Source organism: Actinomycetota bacterium (genome assembly GCA_035697485.1).
Classification (GTDB): domain Bacteria; phylum Actinomycetota; class UBA4738; order UBA4738; family HRBIN12; genus JAOUEA01.
Genome location: DASSCU010000063.1, coordinates 102874 through 120765 on the forward strand (window position 1 = coordinate 102874; position 17892 = coordinate 120765).

Annotated in this window: 22 protein-coding genes; 8 read left to right on the forward strand and 14 right to left on the reverse strand. The window is 70.3% G+C overall.

Features of this window, described 5'->3' with window-relative positions; translation table 11 throughout:
• Positions 1–156: 156 nt before the first annotated feature.
• The 5 genes from VFI59_16270 to VFI59_16290 all read left to right on the forward strand — a co-directional run bounded on the left by VFI59_16270 (position 157) and on the right by VFI59_16290 (position 4589).
• Positions 157–1527 carry a nodulation protein NfeD gene (locus VFI59_16270; GenBank protein ID HET6715250.1) on the forward strand — a complete coding sequence of 457 codons (1371 nt, stop codon included), beginning with the start codon at positions 157–159 and terminating at the stop codon, positions 1525–1527.
• Positions 1527–2471 carry an SPFH domain-containing protein gene (locus tag VFI59_16275; protein HET6715251.1) on the forward strand — a complete coding sequence of 315 codons (945 nt, stop codon included), beginning with the start codon at positions 1527–1529 and terminating at the stop codon, positions 2469–2471. The genes VFI59_16270 and VFI59_16275 overlap by 1 nt, the downstream gene beginning before the upstream one ends.
• A 103-nt stretch (positions 2472–2574) precedes the next feature.
• Positions 2575–3171 (forward strand): sigma-70 family RNA polymerase sigma factor, encoded by a 597-nt coding sequence (locus VFI59_16280; protein ID HET6715252.1) that lies wholly within the window; start codon positions 2575–2577, stop codon positions 3169–3171.
• Entirely contained in the window at positions 3168–3986 is an 819-nt protein-coding gene (locus tag VFI59_16285; protein ID HET6715253.1) for a hypothetical protein, read from the forward strand. Before VFI59_16280 ends, VFI59_16285 begins: the two co-directional genes overlap by 4 nt.
• Positions 3987–4052: 66 nt before the next feature.
• Entirely contained in the window at positions 4053–4589 is a 537-nt protein-coding gene (locus VFI59_16290) for a plastocyanin/azurin family copper-binding protein (protein ID HET6715254.1), read from the forward strand.
• Here VFI59_16290 and VFI59_16295 read toward each other — a convergent pair.
• Together VFI59_16295 and VFI59_16300 are read right to left on the reverse strand one after the other, a co-directional pair.
• Positions 4586–5707: a PilT/PilU family type 4a pilus ATPase gene (locus VFI59_16295; GenBank protein ID HET6715255.1), complete on the reverse strand. Its 1122-nt coding sequence runs from the start codon at positions 5705–5707 to the stop codon at positions 4586–4588. The two genes, VFI59_16290 and VFI59_16295, sit on opposite strands and share 4 nt — an antisense overlap.
• A 148-nt stretch (positions 5708–5855) precedes the next feature.
• Entirely contained in the window at positions 5856–6536 is a 681-nt protein-coding gene (locus VFI59_16300; GenBank protein ID HET6715256.1) for a helix-turn-helix domain-containing protein, read from the reverse strand.
• A 75-nt stretch (positions 6537–6611) separates the two neighbouring features.
• Between VFI59_16300 and VFI59_16305 the strand changes: the two genes are divergently transcribed.
• Complete coding sequence (locus tag VFI59_16305) at positions 6612–7712, forward strand: Mrp/NBP35 family ATP-binding protein (GenBank protein ID HET6715257.1); 1101 nt, start codon at positions 6612–6614, stop codon at positions 7710–7712.
• Here VFI59_16305 and VFI59_16310 read toward each other — a convergent pair.
• From VFI59_16310 to VFI59_16340, 7 genes are read right to left on the reverse strand one after another with little or no spacing between them, the layout of a single operon-like run.
• Entirely contained in the window at positions 7709–8131 is a 423-nt protein-coding gene (locus tag VFI59_16310; protein ID HET6715258.1) for an ACT domain-containing protein, read from the reverse strand. The genes VFI59_16305 and VFI59_16310 overlap by 4 nt on opposite strands.
• Positions 8128–9114, reverse strand: coding sequence for a prolipoprotein diacylglyceryl transferase family protein (locus VFI59_16315; protein HET6715259.1), 987 nt, complete (start codon positions 9112–9114; stop codon positions 8128–8130). Before VFI59_16315 ends, VFI59_16310 begins: the two co-directional genes overlap by 4 nt.
• Positions 9115–9125: 11 nt before the next feature.
• Complete coding sequence (locus VFI59_16320) at positions 9126–9719, reverse strand: phosphatase PAP2 family protein (protein HET6715260.1); 594 nt, start codon at positions 9717–9719, stop codon at positions 9126–9128.
• Positions 9716–10165, reverse strand: coding sequence for an SRPBCC family protein (locus VFI59_16325; GenBank protein ID HET6715261.1), 450 nt, complete (start codon positions 10163–10165; stop codon positions 9716–9718). The genes VFI59_16320 and VFI59_16325 overlap by 4 nt, the downstream gene beginning before the upstream one ends.
• Complete coding sequence (locus VFI59_16330; protein HET6715262.1) at positions 10162–11109, reverse strand: pyridoxamine 5'-phosphate oxidase family protein; 948 nt, start codon at positions 11107–11109, stop codon at positions 10162–10164. The genes VFI59_16325 and VFI59_16330 overlap by 4 nt, the downstream gene beginning before the upstream one ends.
• Positions 11106–11744 carry a CPBP family intramembrane glutamic endopeptidase gene (locus VFI59_16335; protein ID HET6715263.1) on the reverse strand — a complete coding sequence of 213 codons (639 nt, stop codon included), beginning with the start codon at positions 11742–11744 and terminating at the stop codon, positions 11106–11108. The genes VFI59_16330 and VFI59_16335 overlap by 4 nt, the downstream gene beginning before the upstream one ends.
• A gap of 3 nt (positions 11745–11747) precedes the next feature.
• Positions 11748–12524: a hypothetical protein gene (locus VFI59_16340; protein HET6715264.1), complete on the reverse strand. Its 777-nt coding sequence runs from the start codon at positions 12522–12524 to the stop codon at positions 11748–11750.
• A 57-nt stretch (positions 12525–12581) separates the two neighbouring features.
• Here VFI59_16340 and VFI59_16345 point away from each other — a divergent pair, with 57 nt between their 5' ends.
• Positions 12582–13376 carry a methyltransferase domain-containing protein gene (locus VFI59_16345; protein HET6715265.1) on the forward strand — a complete coding sequence of 265 codons (795 nt, stop codon included), beginning with the start codon at positions 12582–12584 and terminating at the stop codon, positions 13374–13376.
• Positions 13377–13380: 4 nt separating this feature from the next.
• Here VFI59_16345 and rlmJ read toward each other — a convergent pair whose 3' ends face one another.
• Positions 13381–14238, reverse strand: coding sequence for a 23S rRNA (adenine(2030)-N(6))-methyltransferase RlmJ (rlmJ, locus tag VFI59_16350; protein HET6715266.1), 858 nt, complete (start codon positions 14236–14238; stop codon positions 13381–13383).
• 56 nt (positions 14239–14294) lie between these two features.
• On the opposite strand from rlmJ, the gene VFI59_16355 reads away from it, so the two are divergent.
• Complete coding sequence (locus VFI59_16355; protein ID HET6715267.1) at positions 14295–14894, forward strand: nitroreductase family protein; 600 nt, start codon at positions 14295–14297, stop codon at positions 14892–14894.
• A gap of 7 nt (positions 14895–14901) precedes the next feature.
• Here the strand turns inward: VFI59_16355 and VFI59_16360 are convergent, their stop codons facing one another.
• The 4 genes from VFI59_16360 to VFI59_16375 form a co-directional block, all read right to left on the reverse strand.
• On the reverse strand, positions 14902–15291 hold the full coding sequence (locus VFI59_16360; GenBank protein ID HET6715268.1) for a cupredoxin domain-containing protein: 390 nt from the start codon (positions 15289–15291) through the stop codon (positions 14902–14904).
• Between the two features lie 68 nt (positions 15292–15359).
• The gene (locus VFI59_16365) at positions 15360–16043 is read right to left on the reverse strand and encodes a class I SAM-dependent methyltransferase (GenBank protein HET6715269.1); all 684 of its coding nucleotides are present in this window, start codon (positions 16041–16043) and stop codon (positions 15360–15362) included.
• A gap of 127 nt (positions 16044–16170) precedes the next feature.
• Positions 16171–17127 (reverse strand): GNAT family N-acetyltransferase, encoded by a 957-nt coding sequence (locus VFI59_16370; GenBank protein ID HET6715270.1) that lies wholly within the window; start codon positions 17125–17127, stop codon positions 16171–16173.
• Positions 17128–17160: 33 nt separating this feature from the next.
• On the reverse strand, positions 17161–17886 hold the full coding sequence (locus tag VFI59_16375; GenBank protein HET6715271.1) for a PIG-L deacetylase family protein: 726 nt from the start codon (positions 17884–17886) through the stop codon (positions 17161–17163).
• Positions 17887–17892 lie beyond the last annotated feature (6 nt).

A 17892-nucleotide genomic window follows, 5' to 3' on the forward strand; every position in this document is an offset into this window, starting at 1 on the left:
CGATCGCGGCTTGCCGCCGGCACGACCCGCGGTCGCGGACATCCATCGTACTCCGACGCTCCTTGCTGTATCGGGTTCGCCGGCAGGCTAGGCTCGGTTCCGCGGGCCGACGAAGGAGAACCGAACCGCAACATGTGGCGAATCCATGGCACGGAGATGACGACGACACGGTTGGGTCACGCGGCTCGGCTCACCACGGCGCTGACCCTCTCGGTCCTCGGCCTGATCGGCCTCGCCGGGCCCTCCGACGCTCAATCGCCCGACCAGGGTTCGGTCCTGCGATTGCACCTCGACGGTGTGGTCGATCCCTTCGTGGCCGACTACCTCGCGAACGGGATCCAGGAGGCGGCCGACACCGGCGCACCCGCGGTGCTGATCGAGATCGACACGCCGGGCGGTCTCGTGTCGTCGACCCGGGAGATCACACAGGCGACCCTGAACGCCGACGTGCCCGTGGTGTGCTACGTCGCTCCGTCGGGCGCTCGGGCGGCGTCGGCGGGGTCGTTCGTTCTGCTGTCGTGCGACATCGCCGCGATGGCGCCCGGCACGAACGTGGGTGCCGCGACCCCGGTGGGCATCGACGGCGCGGTCGGCTCCGACAAGGCCGTGAACGACGCCGCCGCCTCGATGCGCGCGATCGCTGAGGAGTACGACCGCAACGCCGACGTGGCCGAATCGTTCGTGACCGACGCGGTCAGCATCAGCGCCGAACAGGCACTCGCCGACGGGGTCATCGACCTCATCGCGCCGACCACCGAGGCGCTCCTCGACGAGATCGACGGCGAGACGGTCACGCTCGGCGACGGCCAGGAGGTCACGCTCGAGACCGCGGGCACGCCGGTCGTCGATCGCTCGATGGGGGGCTTCGTCGGGTTCCTGCACACGTTGCTGGATCCGACCCTCGCGTTCGTCTTCTTCTGGCTCGGTCTCGCGTTGATCGTGCTCGAGCTGCTCGTGCCCGGCCACATCTTCTCGGGCACGATCGGCACCGCGATGCTGATCCTCGCGATCGTGTCGTTCGGCGTGCTGCCGGTGCAGCTGGTCGGCATCATCCTGCTCGTCGCCGCCGCCGTGCTGATGGTCGTCGAGCTGAACGCACCCGGGTTCGGCCTGTGGGGCATCGCCGGCACGATCTGCCTGCTGCTCGGCGGGTGGTTCCTGTACGACCGCGCCGGCGGCGTCTCGGTGTCGCCCGCCGTGCTCGTTGGCACCGCGGTCTTCGTCGGCGCGTTCTTCGCGATCGTGCTGCGCAAGGTGCTCTCGATCCGCCGCATGCCCGCCGCCCAGGGGGCCGAGACCGTCGTCGGGCGCACCGGCGTCGCGATCGGGGCCGGGCTCACCCCCCACGGCATCGTCCGGGTCGCGTCCGAGGAATGGCGCGCCATCTCGGCCGACGGGTCCACGATCCCTGCCGGCTCGCCGGTCAGGGTCACCAGCCTCGACGGTCTCGTGCTCACCGTCGACCGCGACACCTCCGAGCACGATGCGGCAGCCACCATGGCGGCCGAGGAAGGGAGGAACCACTGATGAACATCAGTCCCGCCTTGATCGGGATGATCCTGGTGGTGCTGTTGGTCGTGCTGTTCCTGGCCAAGGCGATCAAGATCGTGCCGGAGTACCAGCGCCTGGTCGTCTTCCGGCTGGGTCGCCTGCTGGGACAGAAGGGACCGGGACTCGTGATCCTGATCCCCTTCGTCGACAAGGGCATCACGGTGGATCTCCGCGAGTTCTACCTGGAGATCCCGCGGCAGGATTCCATCACCAAGGACAACGCCCCGATCGCGGTCGACTTCGTCATGTTCTACAAGGTGATGGACGCGCAGACCTCGGTGGTGCAGGTGGGGAACTTCGCCGGCGCCGCGCTGAACATCGCGTCGACCACGCTGCGCGCGGTGATCGGCGACATCCCCCTCGACGACATGCTCGCCAAGCGCGACGAGATCAACACGCTGCTGCGCATCAAGCTCGACGAAGTGACGGAGCGCTGGGGCGTGAAGGTCACGAACGTCGAGATCCGCGAGATCATCCCGCCCGCTTCGGTCCAGGAGGCGATGACCCGCCAGATGTCGGCCGAGCGCACGCGGCGCGCGGTCGTCACCGAGGCCGACGGCGCCAAAGCCGCGGCGATCACGGTCGCCGAGGGCAACAAGGAAGCCGCCATCCTGAACGCCGAGGGATCGAAGCAGTCCGCGATCCTCACGGCCGAGGGTGAGCGCCAGGCGGCGATCCTGCGTGCCGAGGGCTTCGCGCTCGCGCTGAAGACGATCAACGAGCAGGCGATGGGCGCCGACGCCAAGACGATGAAGCTGCAGTACCTCGAAGCGCTGCGGTCCCTCGGGATGTCGCCGTCGTCGAAGGTCATCGTCCCGATGGAGCTCTCGAGCCTCGTCTCCGGCTTCACGGCCGTGGCGGAGGCCGCGTCGGCGAACGGCCCGTCGCCCGGACCGGAGGTCGCCGCTCCGGCGTCCTGACCGATCGCTCCGACGCCGTCCCTTCCGTGAGGGCGTCCGCTCCGGCGGGCGCCCTCGTGCGCCGGGAACCCGGAGCCACGGGCTGGTGTATGACGGTCGAGACGTGAGCGATCAGCGCCCCATGCAGGGCCGACCATCGGAGGACGCCGAGCTCGCCGTCCGAGCCCGCGACGGCGACGTCGGCGCGTTCGAAGAGCTGGTGACGCGGTACCAAGCCATCGCCTTCCGCGTCGCCTGGCTGGTCGTGCGCGACCGTGGCGAGGCGGAGGATGCCGTGCAGGACGCGTTCGTGAAGGCGTACTACGCGCTGCCGAGGTTCCGGCCCGGCGCGCCGTTCCGGCCGTGGGTCCTGCGGATCGTGGCGAACGAAGCGCGCAACCGCGGGCGGTCCGCGCGGCGCCGGGAAGGCCTCGCGGTGCGGGCGGCGGCGATCGGATCGGAGGTCGCGGCCCCCTCGCCCGAAGCCGCGGCGCTCGGGCGGGCCGACGCCGAGGGCCTGCTCGCCGCGATCGACCGGCTTCCCGAGCGAGACCGGATGGTGGTTGCCTACCGGTACCTGTTCGAGATGTCCGAGGCCGAGACGGCCGAGGCGCTCGACGTCGCCCCCGGCACGGTGAAGTCCAGGCTCTCGAGGGCGCTCGTGCGGCTGCGCACGGAGCTGGCGGCGACGACCCCATTCGCGGAGGCGGAGAGACCGTGAGCGACCGGATGCGCGCGCCGACCGACAAGCAGCTGGAGGCCGCGCTCGCCGAGCTGGCCACCCGCGTCGACTGGCCTCGGACGCCGGACGTCGCGGCGGCGGTCGGGACCACGATCCGCGCGTTCGAGGCCTCGCCGTCGCTCGTCGCGCCCCGGCTCTCACTCCCGAGTCGCCGGCGCACGCTGCTCGTGATCGCCGCGGCGCTGCTCGCGCTCGCCGGCGCCGCCCTGGCCGCGAGGGTCGTGTTCGAGCTCGGCGCCGTGGTGGTCGAGGTGCTGCCCGGCAGGCCGACGGCGCTCCCTACGAACGTCGCGACATCCGCCGACCTCGGGCGCGAGGTGTCGCCGGAGGAGGCCGAGGCGATCGCGGGGTTCCCCGCCGCGTTGCCGCCGGCGCTCGGCCCCCCCGACCGGACATGGGTCGACGAGACCGAGATCGCCTTCGACTCCGATCGCGTCGTCCGGCGCATCACGAGCGCGTGGTCACCCACCTCCGACCTGCCGGTGCTCCCGGGCACGGGAGTGGGAGCCGTGCTGATGCAGTTCGAGGGTTCATGGGAAGTCGCATCGAAGCAGCTGTTCGCCGAGACGAACCGCTTCGGCGAGGCGATCGTCGAGGGCCGGCCGGCCTTCTGGACGACCGGCGAGCACGAGCTGGTCATGATCACCGACGACGAGCCGATCGAGGTGCTCGTGACGGGGAACGTGCTGATCTGGCAGGACGCCGGGTTCACGTTCCGCCTCGAGACCGCGCTCGGGAAGCACCGGGCGGTCCGTATCGCCGGATCCGTCGAGCCCGTCGTCGACGTGGGCTGAGACGGAACCCCGCGTCCGCCGACGGTGTAGTGAGGGCGGGATCGAGAGAGGGGACGGGAGGCCGTGATGACGCGCACACGAAGGATCGCGACGATCGTCGTGCTGGGCACGATCGGAGCGCTCGCCGGCACGACGATCGCGGCCGCCGGTGGCGGCGGCCACTGCGCTCCGACCGAGGGATCGGCCGAACAGGTGGCGTTGGAGGGTGCCTGCTTCACGCCGTCGACGCTTCGGGTCGACGTCGGCGAGACGATCACGTTCGTCAACCGCGACCCCTTCGCACACAACGTGAGCGGCACGGGGTGGGGCCACTACGAGGACATGGGGCAGGGCGATCGGTTCACGACCTCGTTCAAGGTCGACGGCATCTACCCGTTCGCCTGCACGCTGCATCCCGGCATGAACGGGGTGGTCGTGGTCGGCGAGGATACCGGCGTGCAGGCGCTCGCCGACACCGGACCGCCCACCGCCTCGTCGGGGTCCGAGTCGGACAGCGGAGCATGGCTCGCCGCGGGAGCCGTCGGCCTGGTGCTCGGGGCGGCAGCGGGCGTGGGCCTGGCCGGCCTCCGCAGGCGCGACGCCGCGAGCCCGACGGCCGCCTAGACAGGGAGCGGCATGCCGGCCTGCTGCATCGCCAGCTCGAAGTCGTGGCGGTTCGAGACGGCCTGGAAGGCGTCCTCGACCGTGACCTTGCCCTCCTGCACGAGCTGCAGCAGGCACTGATCGAACGTGATCATGCCGTAGAAGGACCCGTCCTGGATCACGTCCTTGATCTCGTGAGTCTTGTCGGGGTCGGCGATGCGCTCGGCAACGCGTCCCGTGTTGATCAGGATCTCGAGACTGGGCAGACGACCGCCGTCGACGGTCGGCACGAGCCGCTGACAGATGATGCCGCGCAGCGTGCCGGCCAGGGCGAGTCGCACCTGCTTCTGCTGGTAGGGCGGGAAGAAGTCGATCACGCGGTTCACGGTCTCCGTCGCGTCGACCGTGTGCAGCGTCGACATCACGAGATGCCCGGTCTCGGCGGCGGCGATCGCCGCCCGCACCGTCTCGGTGTCGCGCATCTCGCCGATCAGGATCACGTCGGGGTCCTGCCGCATGGCCGCACGCAGGGCGACGAGGAAGTCCTGGGTGTCGTTGCCCACCTCCCGCTGGTTGATCGATGCCATCTCGTCCTTGTGCAACACCTCGATCGGGTCCTCGATCGTGACGATGTGCACGGGCTTGGACTTGTTGATGTAGTCGATCATCGCGGCGAGGGTCGTCGTCTTCCCCGACCCGGTCGGTCCTGTCACGAGGACCAGTCCTCGCTGCTCGTCGGCGATCTTGCGCACGGCATCGGGCAGGCCGATCTCCTCGAACGCCGGTCCGCCGAACCGCAGCTTCCGCAGCACCATGCTGACCGAGCCACGCTGACGGAACACGTTCACTCGGAAGCGTCCGACGTTGTGGATCGAGTAGGCGAAGTCCACCTCACCCGTGTCGAGGAACCGCTGCTTCCGATCGGGAGGGATGATGCCGTCGGCGATCGCCTGGCACTCGATGCCGGTGAGCGGATCGCGATCGAGCCGCCGAAGTCCCTTCGGAAGCCTGATCATCGGGGGCGAGCCGACCTTCACGTGCAAGTCCGAACCTTCCCCGTCGACGAGCTGTTCGAGCCAGGCGTTGAACTCCGGCACGATGGGCGTGCCGTCCGACGACGACGTGGCCAACTGCTCCATACCCTGTTCCTCCGACGTTGTTCGCAGGACGATGCCGGGCCAACCGCCGTCGCCCGGGTGTGCTCCCTCTGCATCGGACGAGACGGGGCTCGACTTCAGTCTGAGTACGCGGTTCGCCACGGGCGATACGTACGTAGGTCGCGAAGGCTCAGTCGGGCACCGCCGAGAGGCGGCAGACCGCGGAACGATCGGCGAGGGGCTCGAACGTGTCCAGGCGCATCGGCGGCCGGGAGCTCGCAAGCATGCCCTCGAGGAGCCCACGGTGCAGTTGGCACACGAGGTCGCGGTGCTCGTCGAGGAGATCGCGGAAGGGACAGTCGCGCAGCGTGATGTCCACCCTGTCACGCCCGCGCCGTCGGAACCGCGGGTCGAACCCTGCCTCGGAGAGCGCCTCCTGCAGCACCGCGAGGTTCGGACCGCTCGAGGTGCGACCGCCCGGCCTCGGCGCCGCTCGTCCCACGAGGTACGCACCCCATTCCCGCGCGGATGCGACCGCGCGCGACCGCTGTCGGGCACCCGTGACGTGCCCGGCCACGATCTCCGCAAACAGGCGGTAGTCTCGACCCTCGCGTTCCTCACGATCGACGACGGAGTAGACCGTCTGGGGTCGGCCCACCGAGGCGACGCCCCGCTGCGCCTCACTCGTGATCAGGCCGGCTTCCTCGAGGCGCCGCAGGTGCGGGCGCAGCGTGTTGACGTGCAGCCCGAGTCGGATCGAAAGCTCCCGCACCGAGACCGGGCGGCCCGACAAGCGCAGGTAGCGGTACAACCGGTACCGCGTGTCGTCGGCCAGCGCCTTGTGGACCTCGATCGGAGACGGCTCGGCCACTCGGACCCCCCGCGCGTATCATGGATTTCCACGGCCAACACCGTGTGAATCAAGCTTAGAGGGAAAGGGACGACCGTGGTCACCGAGGAGCAGGTGCGACAGGCGCTGCGAGGCGTAATGGACCCCGAGATCGGGCGCCCGATCGAGGACATCGGAATGCTTGAGTCGATCGCGATCGACGGCGCCCGGGTCGAGGTGCACGTGCTCCTCACGATCGAGGGGTGCCCGCTCAAGGACCGCATCACGAACGACGTGACCGCCGTCGTCGAGCCGCTCGAGGGGGTCGAGCGAGTCGACGTGCGACTCACCCCGATGAGCCAGCAGCAGCGCGAGGGGCTCGTCTCGACGCTCCGCGGCGGTGCCCCCGCCCCGCAGCAGAAGATCCAGTTCCCGCCGTCGACCTCGGTGATCGCGGTCGCCTCGGGCAAGGGCGGGGTCGGCAAGTCGTCGATCACCGTGAACCTCGCCGCGGCGATGGCGACCGAGGGGAAGAAGGTCGGCGTGCTCGACGCCGACGTCTGGGGTTTCAGCGTGCCGCGCATGCTGGGCGTCTCGGGGAAGCCCGTGGGCTTCGAGAACATGATCCTGCCGCTCGAAGGCTACGGCGTGAAAGTGATCTCGATGGGCTTCTTCGTACCCGACGATACGCCGGTGATCTGGCGCGGCCCGATGCTGCACAAAGCGATCGAGCAGTTCCTCGGCGATGTCTACTGGGGCGACCTCGACTTCCTGCTGTGCGACCTGCCCCCGGGCACGGGCGACGTGTCGATCTCGCTCGCCTCGTTCCTGCCGGGAGCCTCGATGCTCGTCGTCACCACCCCGCAGGAGGCCGCGCGCACCGTGGCCGAGCGGGCCGGCCGCATGGCCGAGCGCACGAACCTGCGTCCGATCGGCGTCGTCGAGAACATGAGCTGGTTCGTCTGCCCGCACTGCGGCGAGCGTGAGGCGATCTTCGGCGAGGGGGGCGGGCGGGAGGCGGCCGAGCATCTGAACGTGCCGCTGATGGCGCAGGTGCCCCTGATGCCCGCGATGCGCGAGGGCGGCGACACGGGTTCGCCGATCGTGATCACGGAGCCCGACGCGCCGGCGAGCGTGGCCCTGAGAGAGGCCGCGTCGGCGGTTGCGCGCGCGACGAAGTCGAACGTGGGCAAGCCCCTGACGCTGATGACCAGCTAGTCCCCTATGGACTCGTCGTCGAGGTCGCCGACAACTTCGTGCCCGGCCTTCCGCAGTGCCGCCACCGCCTCGGCGAAGCGGCGCACGAGCACGTAGTCGGTGTCGTAGGTCGCGATCGTGAACACCGAGACCCCGGCGGCGGCGAGCGGTTCCGTCAGGGAATGCAGCACGCCGACGAGCGAGAGGTCGAACGTATCGTCGATGTGAAGGCACCGCCAGCCGTCTTCCCCGGGGACCTCGGCGGGCACCCGTTCGGTGCGGCAAACGATCGAGAGCTCGTTCGATGTGCGGGTGACCGACGTGAAGGGTCCCGCGACCCACGACGGCACCGGATCGCCCGCCGGGAACCGGCAGACGGTGTACGCGCCCGGCATCGCCACGATGCGCAGCGCCGACGCGTCGGGACGAACGGCGCTCACGCGACCACCTCGGTCGGCGGACCGGCCGAGACCGTTCGCTCGTCGGAGGTCGGCTCGTCCGGGCGCGCCGGTCCCCCGCTGCTCGGCGCGTTCGGATCTGGATGGCGCGCGAACCACACCAGCACCGCGGCGCAGACCGTGGCGACCGTGAGCGCGGTCCACTGGCTGCCCGTGAGACCGGCGAAGCGCTTGTCGATGCGGAACGAGTCCTCCACGAGGCGCGAGACGCCGTACCACAGGCCGAACGTCAGGGTGAGGATGCCCTCGCGCCGCGGCCGGCGCATCAGCACGACGAACAACAGCAGGAACAGCGCGGTCGCGCTCAGCAGGTCGTAGAGGGCGGTCTGATGAACCCCGACGCCGTCGGCGACGACCCGTCCGGCATCGTCGAGCAACCGGGCGCCGTCGCCCGAGACCGTCTCGAGGTGTCCTCCCTGCAGCGATGCCTGGCAGAACCCTTCCCGGCACGAGAACGGCGGCGCGATCGCGCCGCCCCGGTAGGTCCACGCGAGGAGCCAGCTGGTCGGCCTGCCGAGATGATCGGCGATGATCAGGTCGCCGATGCGACCGATCGCGATGCCGAGCGCGAGCGACGGTGCGACGGGGTCGGCGACCTGGAAGAACCGGTAGCCCTCGCGGCGGACCCGCGGGACGTTCACGATCACCGCGCCGGCGATGCCGCCGAGCAGCGAGATGCCGCCTTCCCAGATCTTGAGCATGCCGACGACCGAGTCGAACTCCGAGAAGTGCCCGATCACGTAGAAGAGCCGGGCCCCGACGATCGCGCCGATCAGCGACCAGAACACGACCCCCTGCACGTCGTCGTGCGCGACCCCCCAGCGCGGCGCGATGCGCCCGAGCAGCCAGGCGCCGACCACGAAGCCGATCGCGATGAACAGGCCGTGGGGGGAGATCGCGAACGCGTCCCCGAAACGGAAACGGTCGAGAACCGGCCAGCCGATCTGCGCGAGGGGATGCACCACCGCGCGGCAGTCTAGCCGCGCCGTCCCCGAGGCCACATCGCTGCGACGGCGTGTCCCACCAGGAGGCCGCTCGCCACGTCGCTCGGGTAGTGCACGCCCAGGTACACGCGGGAAGCGGCGACCGTCGCACCCAGCGCCGTCATGCCGGCTCGCGCGAACCGAGCCGAGCCGAGCTCGCGCCCCGCGACGCTCGTGAACGCGGTGAGCACCGCCGGATGGCTGCTCGGCCACGACGTGCCCGTCGGTGGCGCGATCATCGCGCGGGTGCCGCCGGGATCGGCATCGTAGGGCCGTGGCCGGTCGACCAGCTTCTTCACCCCCTGCCCGAGCAGCCACGTGGCGCCGGCCGCGGCGAACGCCCGCCCGGCCTCGCGTGGACGGCCCAGCGCGGCCAGCGTGCCCGCAGCGGCTCCGACCCCGTAGAGGGAGCCGAGCTCGGTGATCCCGGCGAACAGGCGGTCGGCGACCGGACCGTGTCCCCGGTTCACGGCTGCGAAGAGATCCGCGTCGGCGGCGCGTCCCTCGTCGGTCGCGAGGGCGACGTAGCCGAGAGCGGCGGCGGAGGCCGCGTACGCCGCCCCCTTCACGACCGAGCGCAACGTCACGCCCGGGCTCGCTCCTCGATCTCTCGCTTCTGCGCGAGCACCCCGTGGCGCAGCGCGTAGCCGGCACCGCCCATCGCGTTCAGGCCCGCCGCGCCGAACCCGCCGAGGGGGCCGCGGAACCGATACGTCACCTCGTGCCGTAGCACGCTGCGATCGAACGGCAGGGAGGCCACCGAGGTCGTGACGGTCGCGTCGATCAGCCCCTCGAGGCGCACGCTCGACCGCCATGGGGGTTCCCACTCCAGCACAGTGGCGCGCACCGTGGCCTGCACGCCCATGAGGGACATCACGACGTCGTACCGAGCATCCCGTGCCATCCCTCCTTCGGGAACATCTACGCGGACGATGTGCTTGTCCCACTGAGGGAGGTTCCGCGGGTCGCTGGCGATCTCCCACACCGTCTCGGCGGGCGCGTCGACCTCGACGGAGAACTCGACCGTCGTCATGCCGCCGCCGCGCTCCCGCTCGACCAACCCTTCCACCACACGAGGCGGTTCGGGTTGATGCGCACGAGTGCGCCGGCGCCCGGATGGAGCGCGGTCGCGATCGTGCGCGCGGACTTCGCGCCCGAGCCGAGTGCGTCGAGCACGTAGAGCGCAGCCGTGCCCTGCACCATCGCGCCGGCCATGTCACGCGCACGCCACTCGCTCGCCTCGTCGATCGTGAGGGCCACCGGCGCGTCGGGTCCGGCGCCGGCGAGCGCGAGCGACTCAGCGGGGAGCGCCGCGTAGAGGGCGGAAGGCTCGGCGAGCCACCGCACCGGGAGCACGACGGGCCCGCGGGTGCCCGAGACGGTCAGCGCGCCCTCGCCGCTGCGACCGAGCGTCGTCGCCACGTCGGGCGGCAGCACGGCGAGCGGATCGGTGCCCTGCTTCACCTTGCGGAACGTGGCGTGCCCCATCGCCTCGCCGCCCCATCGACCCCGGCCCTCCTGCACGCCGTCCTCGTCCAGCAGGGCCGTTCGTTCGAGATCGATGCCCACGAAGACGCGGCCCGGCGGGGTCCATGCGAGCGGCACCTGCCGGGCGTCGAACGCGTATCCGGCGAAGAATCGAGCGTTCTTCTTGCTGAACCGCGCGGTGGCGCGCGCGATCGAGGTGGCGCCGGTGACCGCCGCCGCCCAGGAGTTGCGGTCGAGCGCGTCGTAGGTCTTGACCGTGCCGGTGAAGGTGACGGCGAGATCGCCGAGACGCACGAGGCCGGCGACGCCGGAGTCGACCTTCCACGCGCGCGTCTTCACCGAGCCACGCGAGGTCGTGAGCCATACACGCCCGCCCGAGTACGCGAAGACGAGCGGCGTGCAATGGGGGCCCCGCGGCGTGGAGGTGGCCACGGCGCAGAACCGCGCGTCTTCCAGCACCTGCTGCACCGCCGTCGACAGGAAGCTCACCTCGCCGACCCTCCTTCGATCGCCGGCCGCCCCGCCCCCGGTGGGAACGCGAGCATCAGTCCGGTCCACAGGATATGGCTCGCAAGGCTCGCGAGCACACCCCCCGACCACCATGCGAGGGCTCCCCAGACGGCGCCTCCGACGATCGCCCCGGCCACGATCGGCAGACTGCGGCTCGCGACGTTGGCGACGATGTACGCGAGCCACGCGATCACTGCCGCCGCGCTCGCCGTGGTGACCTGACCGAGGCGCCCCTGGAACAACCCACGCCAGAACAACTCCTCAGCCGGCACCATGATCGCGAGGCTCAGCACGAGGGACCGAGCGAGCGTGACCTCGCCCGCCTGTCCGTACTGATCGAGCACGTCGCGGCGGAACGGCGCCCAGCGCGACGCGATCCATACGAAGACGCGCGTGCCGAGGTAGAGCGCGAGTCCGGCGCCGATCCCGACGGCCGCCGCGGCCGCGACCGAGGGGTCCACCGCGGCGACCGGTGGATGCACGAGCACGGCGGCGACGCCCATCGAGCCGAGCACGATCGGCATGAGCTTCCACACGTCGAAGCGACCGGTGGACACGAGCCACCAACCGACGATCTCGGCGACGGTCCCAACGAGCATGACGGCGACCTGCATCGCCTAGCCCAGGAACCGGGTCTTCACGGCGACCTCGGCCGTGAAGGCTGTGACGACCGCGAGGTAGTAGAAGCCGGTGGCCGACTGCACGGCGGACGCCCGTTCCCCCTTGAGCGCTGCCCGGGTCAGCAGCGCGATCAGGAACGTCGCGAGGACCATGCCCAGCGCGATCCACGGGGCGAGCGCCCCCGCGGTGAGCAGTGGGTTCAGCGACGTGGAGCTCTCGACGCCGCCGAAACCACTGGTGACGACCGCGACAGCCTCGACCACCACGGCGATCAGCATCGCGGTCGTGAGCCGGTCGATCGGGCCGCGGCTCAAACCACGGTCGGTGAGGTACCAGTGGCCCAACAGCAAGCCGACGGTGATCGAGCCGAGGAACGCGGCACCGGCGAGCAGCTGGAACAGGGCGACCGAGAACGACTGACGTCCGGTGCCCGCCATCGCCACAAGGGCGGCGATCGAGATCCCGACGCTCGCGACGCCGATGATCCGCGCAGGCAGATGCTGCTTCGCGAGCATCAGCACGAACGAGATCCCGACCGCGGCCGCGCTCGCGAGCGTCAGCGTCTCGGCCCATCGACCGGGATCGTCTCCCGGGATCGACGCGGCGCGGGTCGAGAGCCAGGCTCCGGCGGCGAGCGCGAGCAGGATCGCGGTCGTGAGCGTGAAGAACCCCCGCTTGACCTCGTTCCACAGAGGGCTGAGCCAGAGGAACGAGAGCGAGCCGGCCACCGCCTCGGCCAGCACGAGCGCCATGTAGCCGGCCGCGCCGGTCACCGTGTGCCCCGTCGCATACGGCCCGAAGCCTACCCGCGGCCCGGTAGGCTGGCGGGCATGAACGACTGGCGCACCTACGACGATGTAGCCGAGACCTACGAGCGCGTGCATGCCTCGCGCTTCGTCGAGGTCGCACGCGACCTCGTCGAGATGGTGGGCATCGCCGACGGGGCCGACGTGCTCGACGTCGGCACCGGCACCGGGGTCGCCGCACAGGTCGCGGCCGATGCGGGGGGGCGGGCGGTCGGGGTCGACGAGTCGATCGGCATGCTCCGCGTCGCCTGCCGCGAACGACCGAAGGTGCCGGTCGCGGCCGCCCAGGTGATCGATCTGCCGTTCGGGCCGGGCCGGTTCGACGCGGCGATCGGCTCGTTCGTGCTCGCCCACTTCAACAAAGTCGAGACGGCCCTGTTCGATATCGCGCGGGTGCTGCGCGTGGGGGGCCGGGTCGGGTTCACCTCGTGGACCGATGGGGTCGACGCGTACCAGCAGGCCTGGCGCGAGATGGTCGAGTCGGTCGTGCCGAGGGAGATGCTTGGTCCCGCGTACGCGGAGGCCGCTCCATGGCACGAGCGCTTCCGCTCGCGCACGAACGTGGAGGAGACGCTGATCGACGCGGGGTTCCGCAGCGTGCGGACCGAGGTCGTGAAGTACCACTGGACCTACGCGCTCGACGACTACCTCGACGGCCTGCAGGTCTGGGCGACCGGACGCTTCGTGCGGAACATGCTCGGAGAGTCGGGATGGGCGTCGCTGCGGGAACGTACGAGAGCCATGTTCGCGGAGCGGTTCCCCGATCCGTTGAACGACTTCCGAGAGGTCATCATCGCGACGGCGACGAAGCCAGCTTGACGGCTCAGCCGAGGTCCGTCCTCGCGAACGACAGGGAGCCCGGAGAGCCATCGGGCATCAGGGCCTCGTCGTAGAGGGCCGCGAGCTGGCGGCCGAGCCGCTCCGCGTGGCCCAGGTCGTCGCCCGGCACGTTCGCGAGGAGCATCCCGCACCCCCCGACCCCCGGGTTCAGCGTCGAGTCACCACGGAAGAACGCCGTGTCGATGTCCAGTGACCACGAGTCGAGGCCTTCGATGGAGGCACGCGACCTGGCTGCGTCGCGGTCGGCCGCGTCGTCGTAGCCGTGCCAGAGCACGGTCGGGAAGCCGGCGCGTGCCAGCTCCTGGAAGAGATCGAGCGAATCCATGTCGTCGACGGAGCGCTGGCCTTCGTCGAACGGGTCGATCATCACGAGCGTCGAGGCGGCGCTCCCGGGCCCGAGCTGCCGCGCCGCATCGTTGATCGTCGCGATGCCGTCGGCGTGTTCGATACGCACGAGGTCGGTCAGGTCGAGCTCACGCGCCGATCGGGTGAGATCCGCGACGCTTCCCGAGTCGAGGTCGCAGAGCAGGTAGGTCGCCGAATCTCCGAGCACCTCCATCGCGAGACGCGCCGAGCCCGGATAGCGGGGCTCCTCGTCCTCGGCCGGCGGCAGGGTGCGGACGAGCCAGAGGTACCTCGAGGCCTCGATCGCCGGCGCCCGAGGCGCCTCACGCAGCAGCGTGAAGATGCCGTACTCGCGCTCCCACTCGCGATCGAGCGTATAAGTGCCCGACCCGGCGTGCGTCTCCCAGTAGCGGGCGGGACGCAGGCGATCGAGCAGGTCGCCGAGGACGAGATGCTTCCAGACGTCACCGATCGCGCCGAAGTGGGGGTTCGCCATTCGAACGGGAGCCTACGGCAGGTGGCGATCGCGTGGTGGGCTAGGCTCTCGCCACCATGGAGTTCACGGAGGTCGTCCGGCGTCGGCGCATGGTGCGGCGGTTCGACCAACGCCCCGTCCCACGCGAGCTGATGGACCGGGTGCTTGAGGCCGGCCGACGAGGACCGTCCGCTGGGTTCGCCCAAGGGGTGGAGTTCCTCGTACTCGATCAGCCCGACGACATCGCGATCTTCTGGGAGGTCACGCGAGATCCGGAGTTCGGCTGGGACCTCGACGACGTCGGGGTCGGGCCGACGGTGATCGTGCTCCCGATCCCGGACCCCGGTCGCTACCTCGAGCGGTACTCCCAGCCGGACAAGATCGCGTTCGGCATGGACACCGCCGACAACTGGCCGGTGAAGTTCTGGGAGATCGATGCCGCGATGGCGTCGATGCTGATGTTGCTGGCAGCCGTCGACGAGCGCCTCGGCGGCTGGTTCTTCGGCATCACCCATGGCGAGCGCGACCTGCTGGACCGCTTCGGAGTGCCGGAGGGTCTGCGTCCGATCGGCATCCTGGGGTTCGGGTTGCGAGCCGACGACGAGGGGCCGAGCGGCTCGGGCGCGAAACGACTGCGACGCCCGTTCGAAGAACAGGTCCACCGCGGGCGTTGGTAGGACGGGGTCAGCGGCGGGTGAGGAACCCGGTCATCTGCGGGTGGATGCTGCATCGGAACGCCCAGACGCCGTCGTTGATCGCTGCGACGTCGACCCCGACGTCCTCCCCCGGACCGATCTCAGCGTTCAGGTCCGCCTCGGCGATCGTGAACGTGTGATCGGTGTCGTCGCTGTTCTCGATCGCCAACGTATCCGTGCCCGCCGGCAACTCGATGCAGTTCGGGTCGAAGGCGAAGTCGGCGATCTGGATCGTCGCGGTCTCGACCGGCGAGTCGCATCCCTGCTCCTGCGCCGCGGCGGGTGAACCCGTCTCCTCGACCGGTTCCGTCTCGTCGCCCGAGCACGCCACCACGGTGAACGTCGCGACCAGGACCGCCAGGATCGTCGCCTTCGTCATCAGCCCCCCTCGGTTCGACCAAGGATACCGCCGACCACGCGCCGGGGCATCGTCCCGACTCGCGGCGTTCAGCGGCGCACGACGAACACGTACTCGCGACTCTCGTCGTCGAACGGCTCGCCTGCGAAGCCTCCGTGGAGCGACTCGAGGTGGAGGCCCGCGACATCGATCAACCCGAGCCATTCGTTCTTGGTCGCCCACCACAGCGAGCTGGTGTCACCGCCATCGAGCTCGATGTCGATGCGGTTTTCCCCGACGGCGTACCGGTTCGTGTGAGGCACCGGCGCGTCCTGGTGCCGCCCGTCCAGCTCGCTCGCGATCCGATGATCGAACGCGAACGCGTTCCATGCGAACCGCCCCCCTGGACGGAGCGAGGCGGTGACCCGTTCGAACGTGCGGCGACGGTCCTGCCAGGTCGGAATGTGCAGGAGGGCTCGGAACGGGCAGTAGATCAGCGCCGCCAGCTCGTCGAGAGCGATGTCGCGCATGTCGCCCTCACGCAGGTCGAGCTCGGCGCCAGCCTCGGCCGCATCGTTGCGAGCCAACTCGAGCATCGCCGGCGAGGAGTCGATGCCGATGACGCGGCGACCGGTCGCTCGCGCGACCGGGATCGCGACCCGGCCATTACCGACCGCGAGCTCGACGAGCGGTCCATCGGTCTCGAGCGCCAGCCCGACGTAGAACGCGACATCGTCGGCCATGTGTGCCGACCACTCGTCGTAGCGATCCGCGAACGCCTCTGGCCAGCTCATCGAACGTCGACCGGCCCGCCTGACGCTCTCGCGCGGATGACGACCACCACGAGTCCGACGACGACGATCCACTCGTTCATGGCGCGGATCGTACGTCGGGGTTGATCGATCGTCGCGAGCGTCCGTGTCAGCGCGGGTCGGCAGGCAGGCGTTCCCACAGGTCCCACCCGCTGACGACCCGCATGCCCACGCGCTCGTAGACGGCCGTCGCGCCGGTCACGTTCTCCGAGTCGACGCTCACCATCGCCCGTCGCACCCCGCGGGCCGCAAATAACGCGAACGAACGACGAAGGAGTGTCGCGCCGATCCCACGCCCTCGATGGGAGGCGAGGACCGCGAGCCAGTCCACCCATCCACCGTCGTCGCCTGCGCTCGCGGCGAGCGCGCCAACCGCGGCCCCGCGGTCCCGCGCCACGAGCCAGAGCGTGGGATCGTAGCTCGGGCTCGCCGTCTCTTCCTCGATCCAACGATCGAACGATCCGGGATGGTCGCCCGGGTCGTCGGCGAACGCGTCCTCGAGGACCGCGTGGATCGCCCGGAGATCGTCGCCCGGCTCGATCCCACCGATCTCGATCGCCTCCGACGAGGGCCCCGGCTCGAGCGGTGGCGTGAGGTCGATCCGCATGTGCCAGTAGTGGCGGATCGGATACAGGTCTCGGACACGAAGCAACGCCGCCGCGGCTCGGTCCCCCGCGTTGATCGAATGGCGGAATCGCGGAGACGGGACCCCCGCCAAGCGCTCGTCGGCCCGCGCTTCGATCCGGTCCAACAGCGACGAACCGATGCCGCGCCCTCGGTGCTCGGGATGGACGACCCCCCACGAGCCGACGACGTCGGGTTCCTCACTCCTGACCTGCCCGTATGCGACGATCGTTCCCGCGCCCTCCGTCACGACCCAGGCGTCGGCGGCGAGATCGAAGTCCGGCCGGCTCCACACCTGCCGGATGAAGTCGGCGTCGAGGACGGACTCCTCGGCAGCCTCGCGGAGGTCGGCGACGAGCACGCCGCCCACCGCGTCGAGATCGTCGGGTGTCGGCGGCCGGAACCCGTAGCCGGCGGGGAGGTTCATGCTTCCGTTCGCCATCGCTCTGCCCTCCGTGCCACAGCGGTGCGCGTCTCACTCCGAGAGATCGAGCCGACGGAACTCCTCGGCCCGGCCGACACCGATCTTCGTCCCCGATGCCTCGGCCTCCTCGACCAGGAACCGCTCGAAGTACGCGATGCCTTCGGACAGCTGAGAGTCGTGCTTCGCGAGGGCGTCGATCTTCCGCTGCCACGTACCGGTGACATCCTCGGTGTGGTTCGGCTCGTTCGTCCAGCCGAGCCAGACGTCGGTGGCGTCCTGCACGCCGATGCCGTCGCCTAGGTGCTCGGGGAAGAAGTGCGGGTTCCCCGAGCCGGGGAACGCCGAGTCGAGCGCGATCCAGCCCGCGTTGCGGTGGTCAGAGTGGTTGTAGTAGCTGTTGCGGAAGAACACGGCGGTCGGGTCGACCGAGAGCACGGTCTCGGCTCGCACCTCGCGGATGCGCCGCACGACCTGCTCCCGCACGTCGTCGGTGTTCTGCAGGTCGCCGTCGTGCACGTCGAGGATACGGACGCTCGCGAGGCCGAGGACGTCGCCGGCGTCCTGCGTCTCGCGGGCACGGACGCGGGCCAGCTCTGCCCGATCCAGCTGCGGATCCTGCGAACCTCGATCGCCGTTCGTGAGCACCAGCAGGTGGACCTCGCGCCCGGCGTCGACCCAGTTCGCGAGCAGCCCCCCCGCAGCGATCTCGGCGTCGTCGGGGTGCGCGAAGATGCCGAGCGCCGGTCCCGTACGCGGATCGGGAGGGGCCGCTGCCATCGCGTC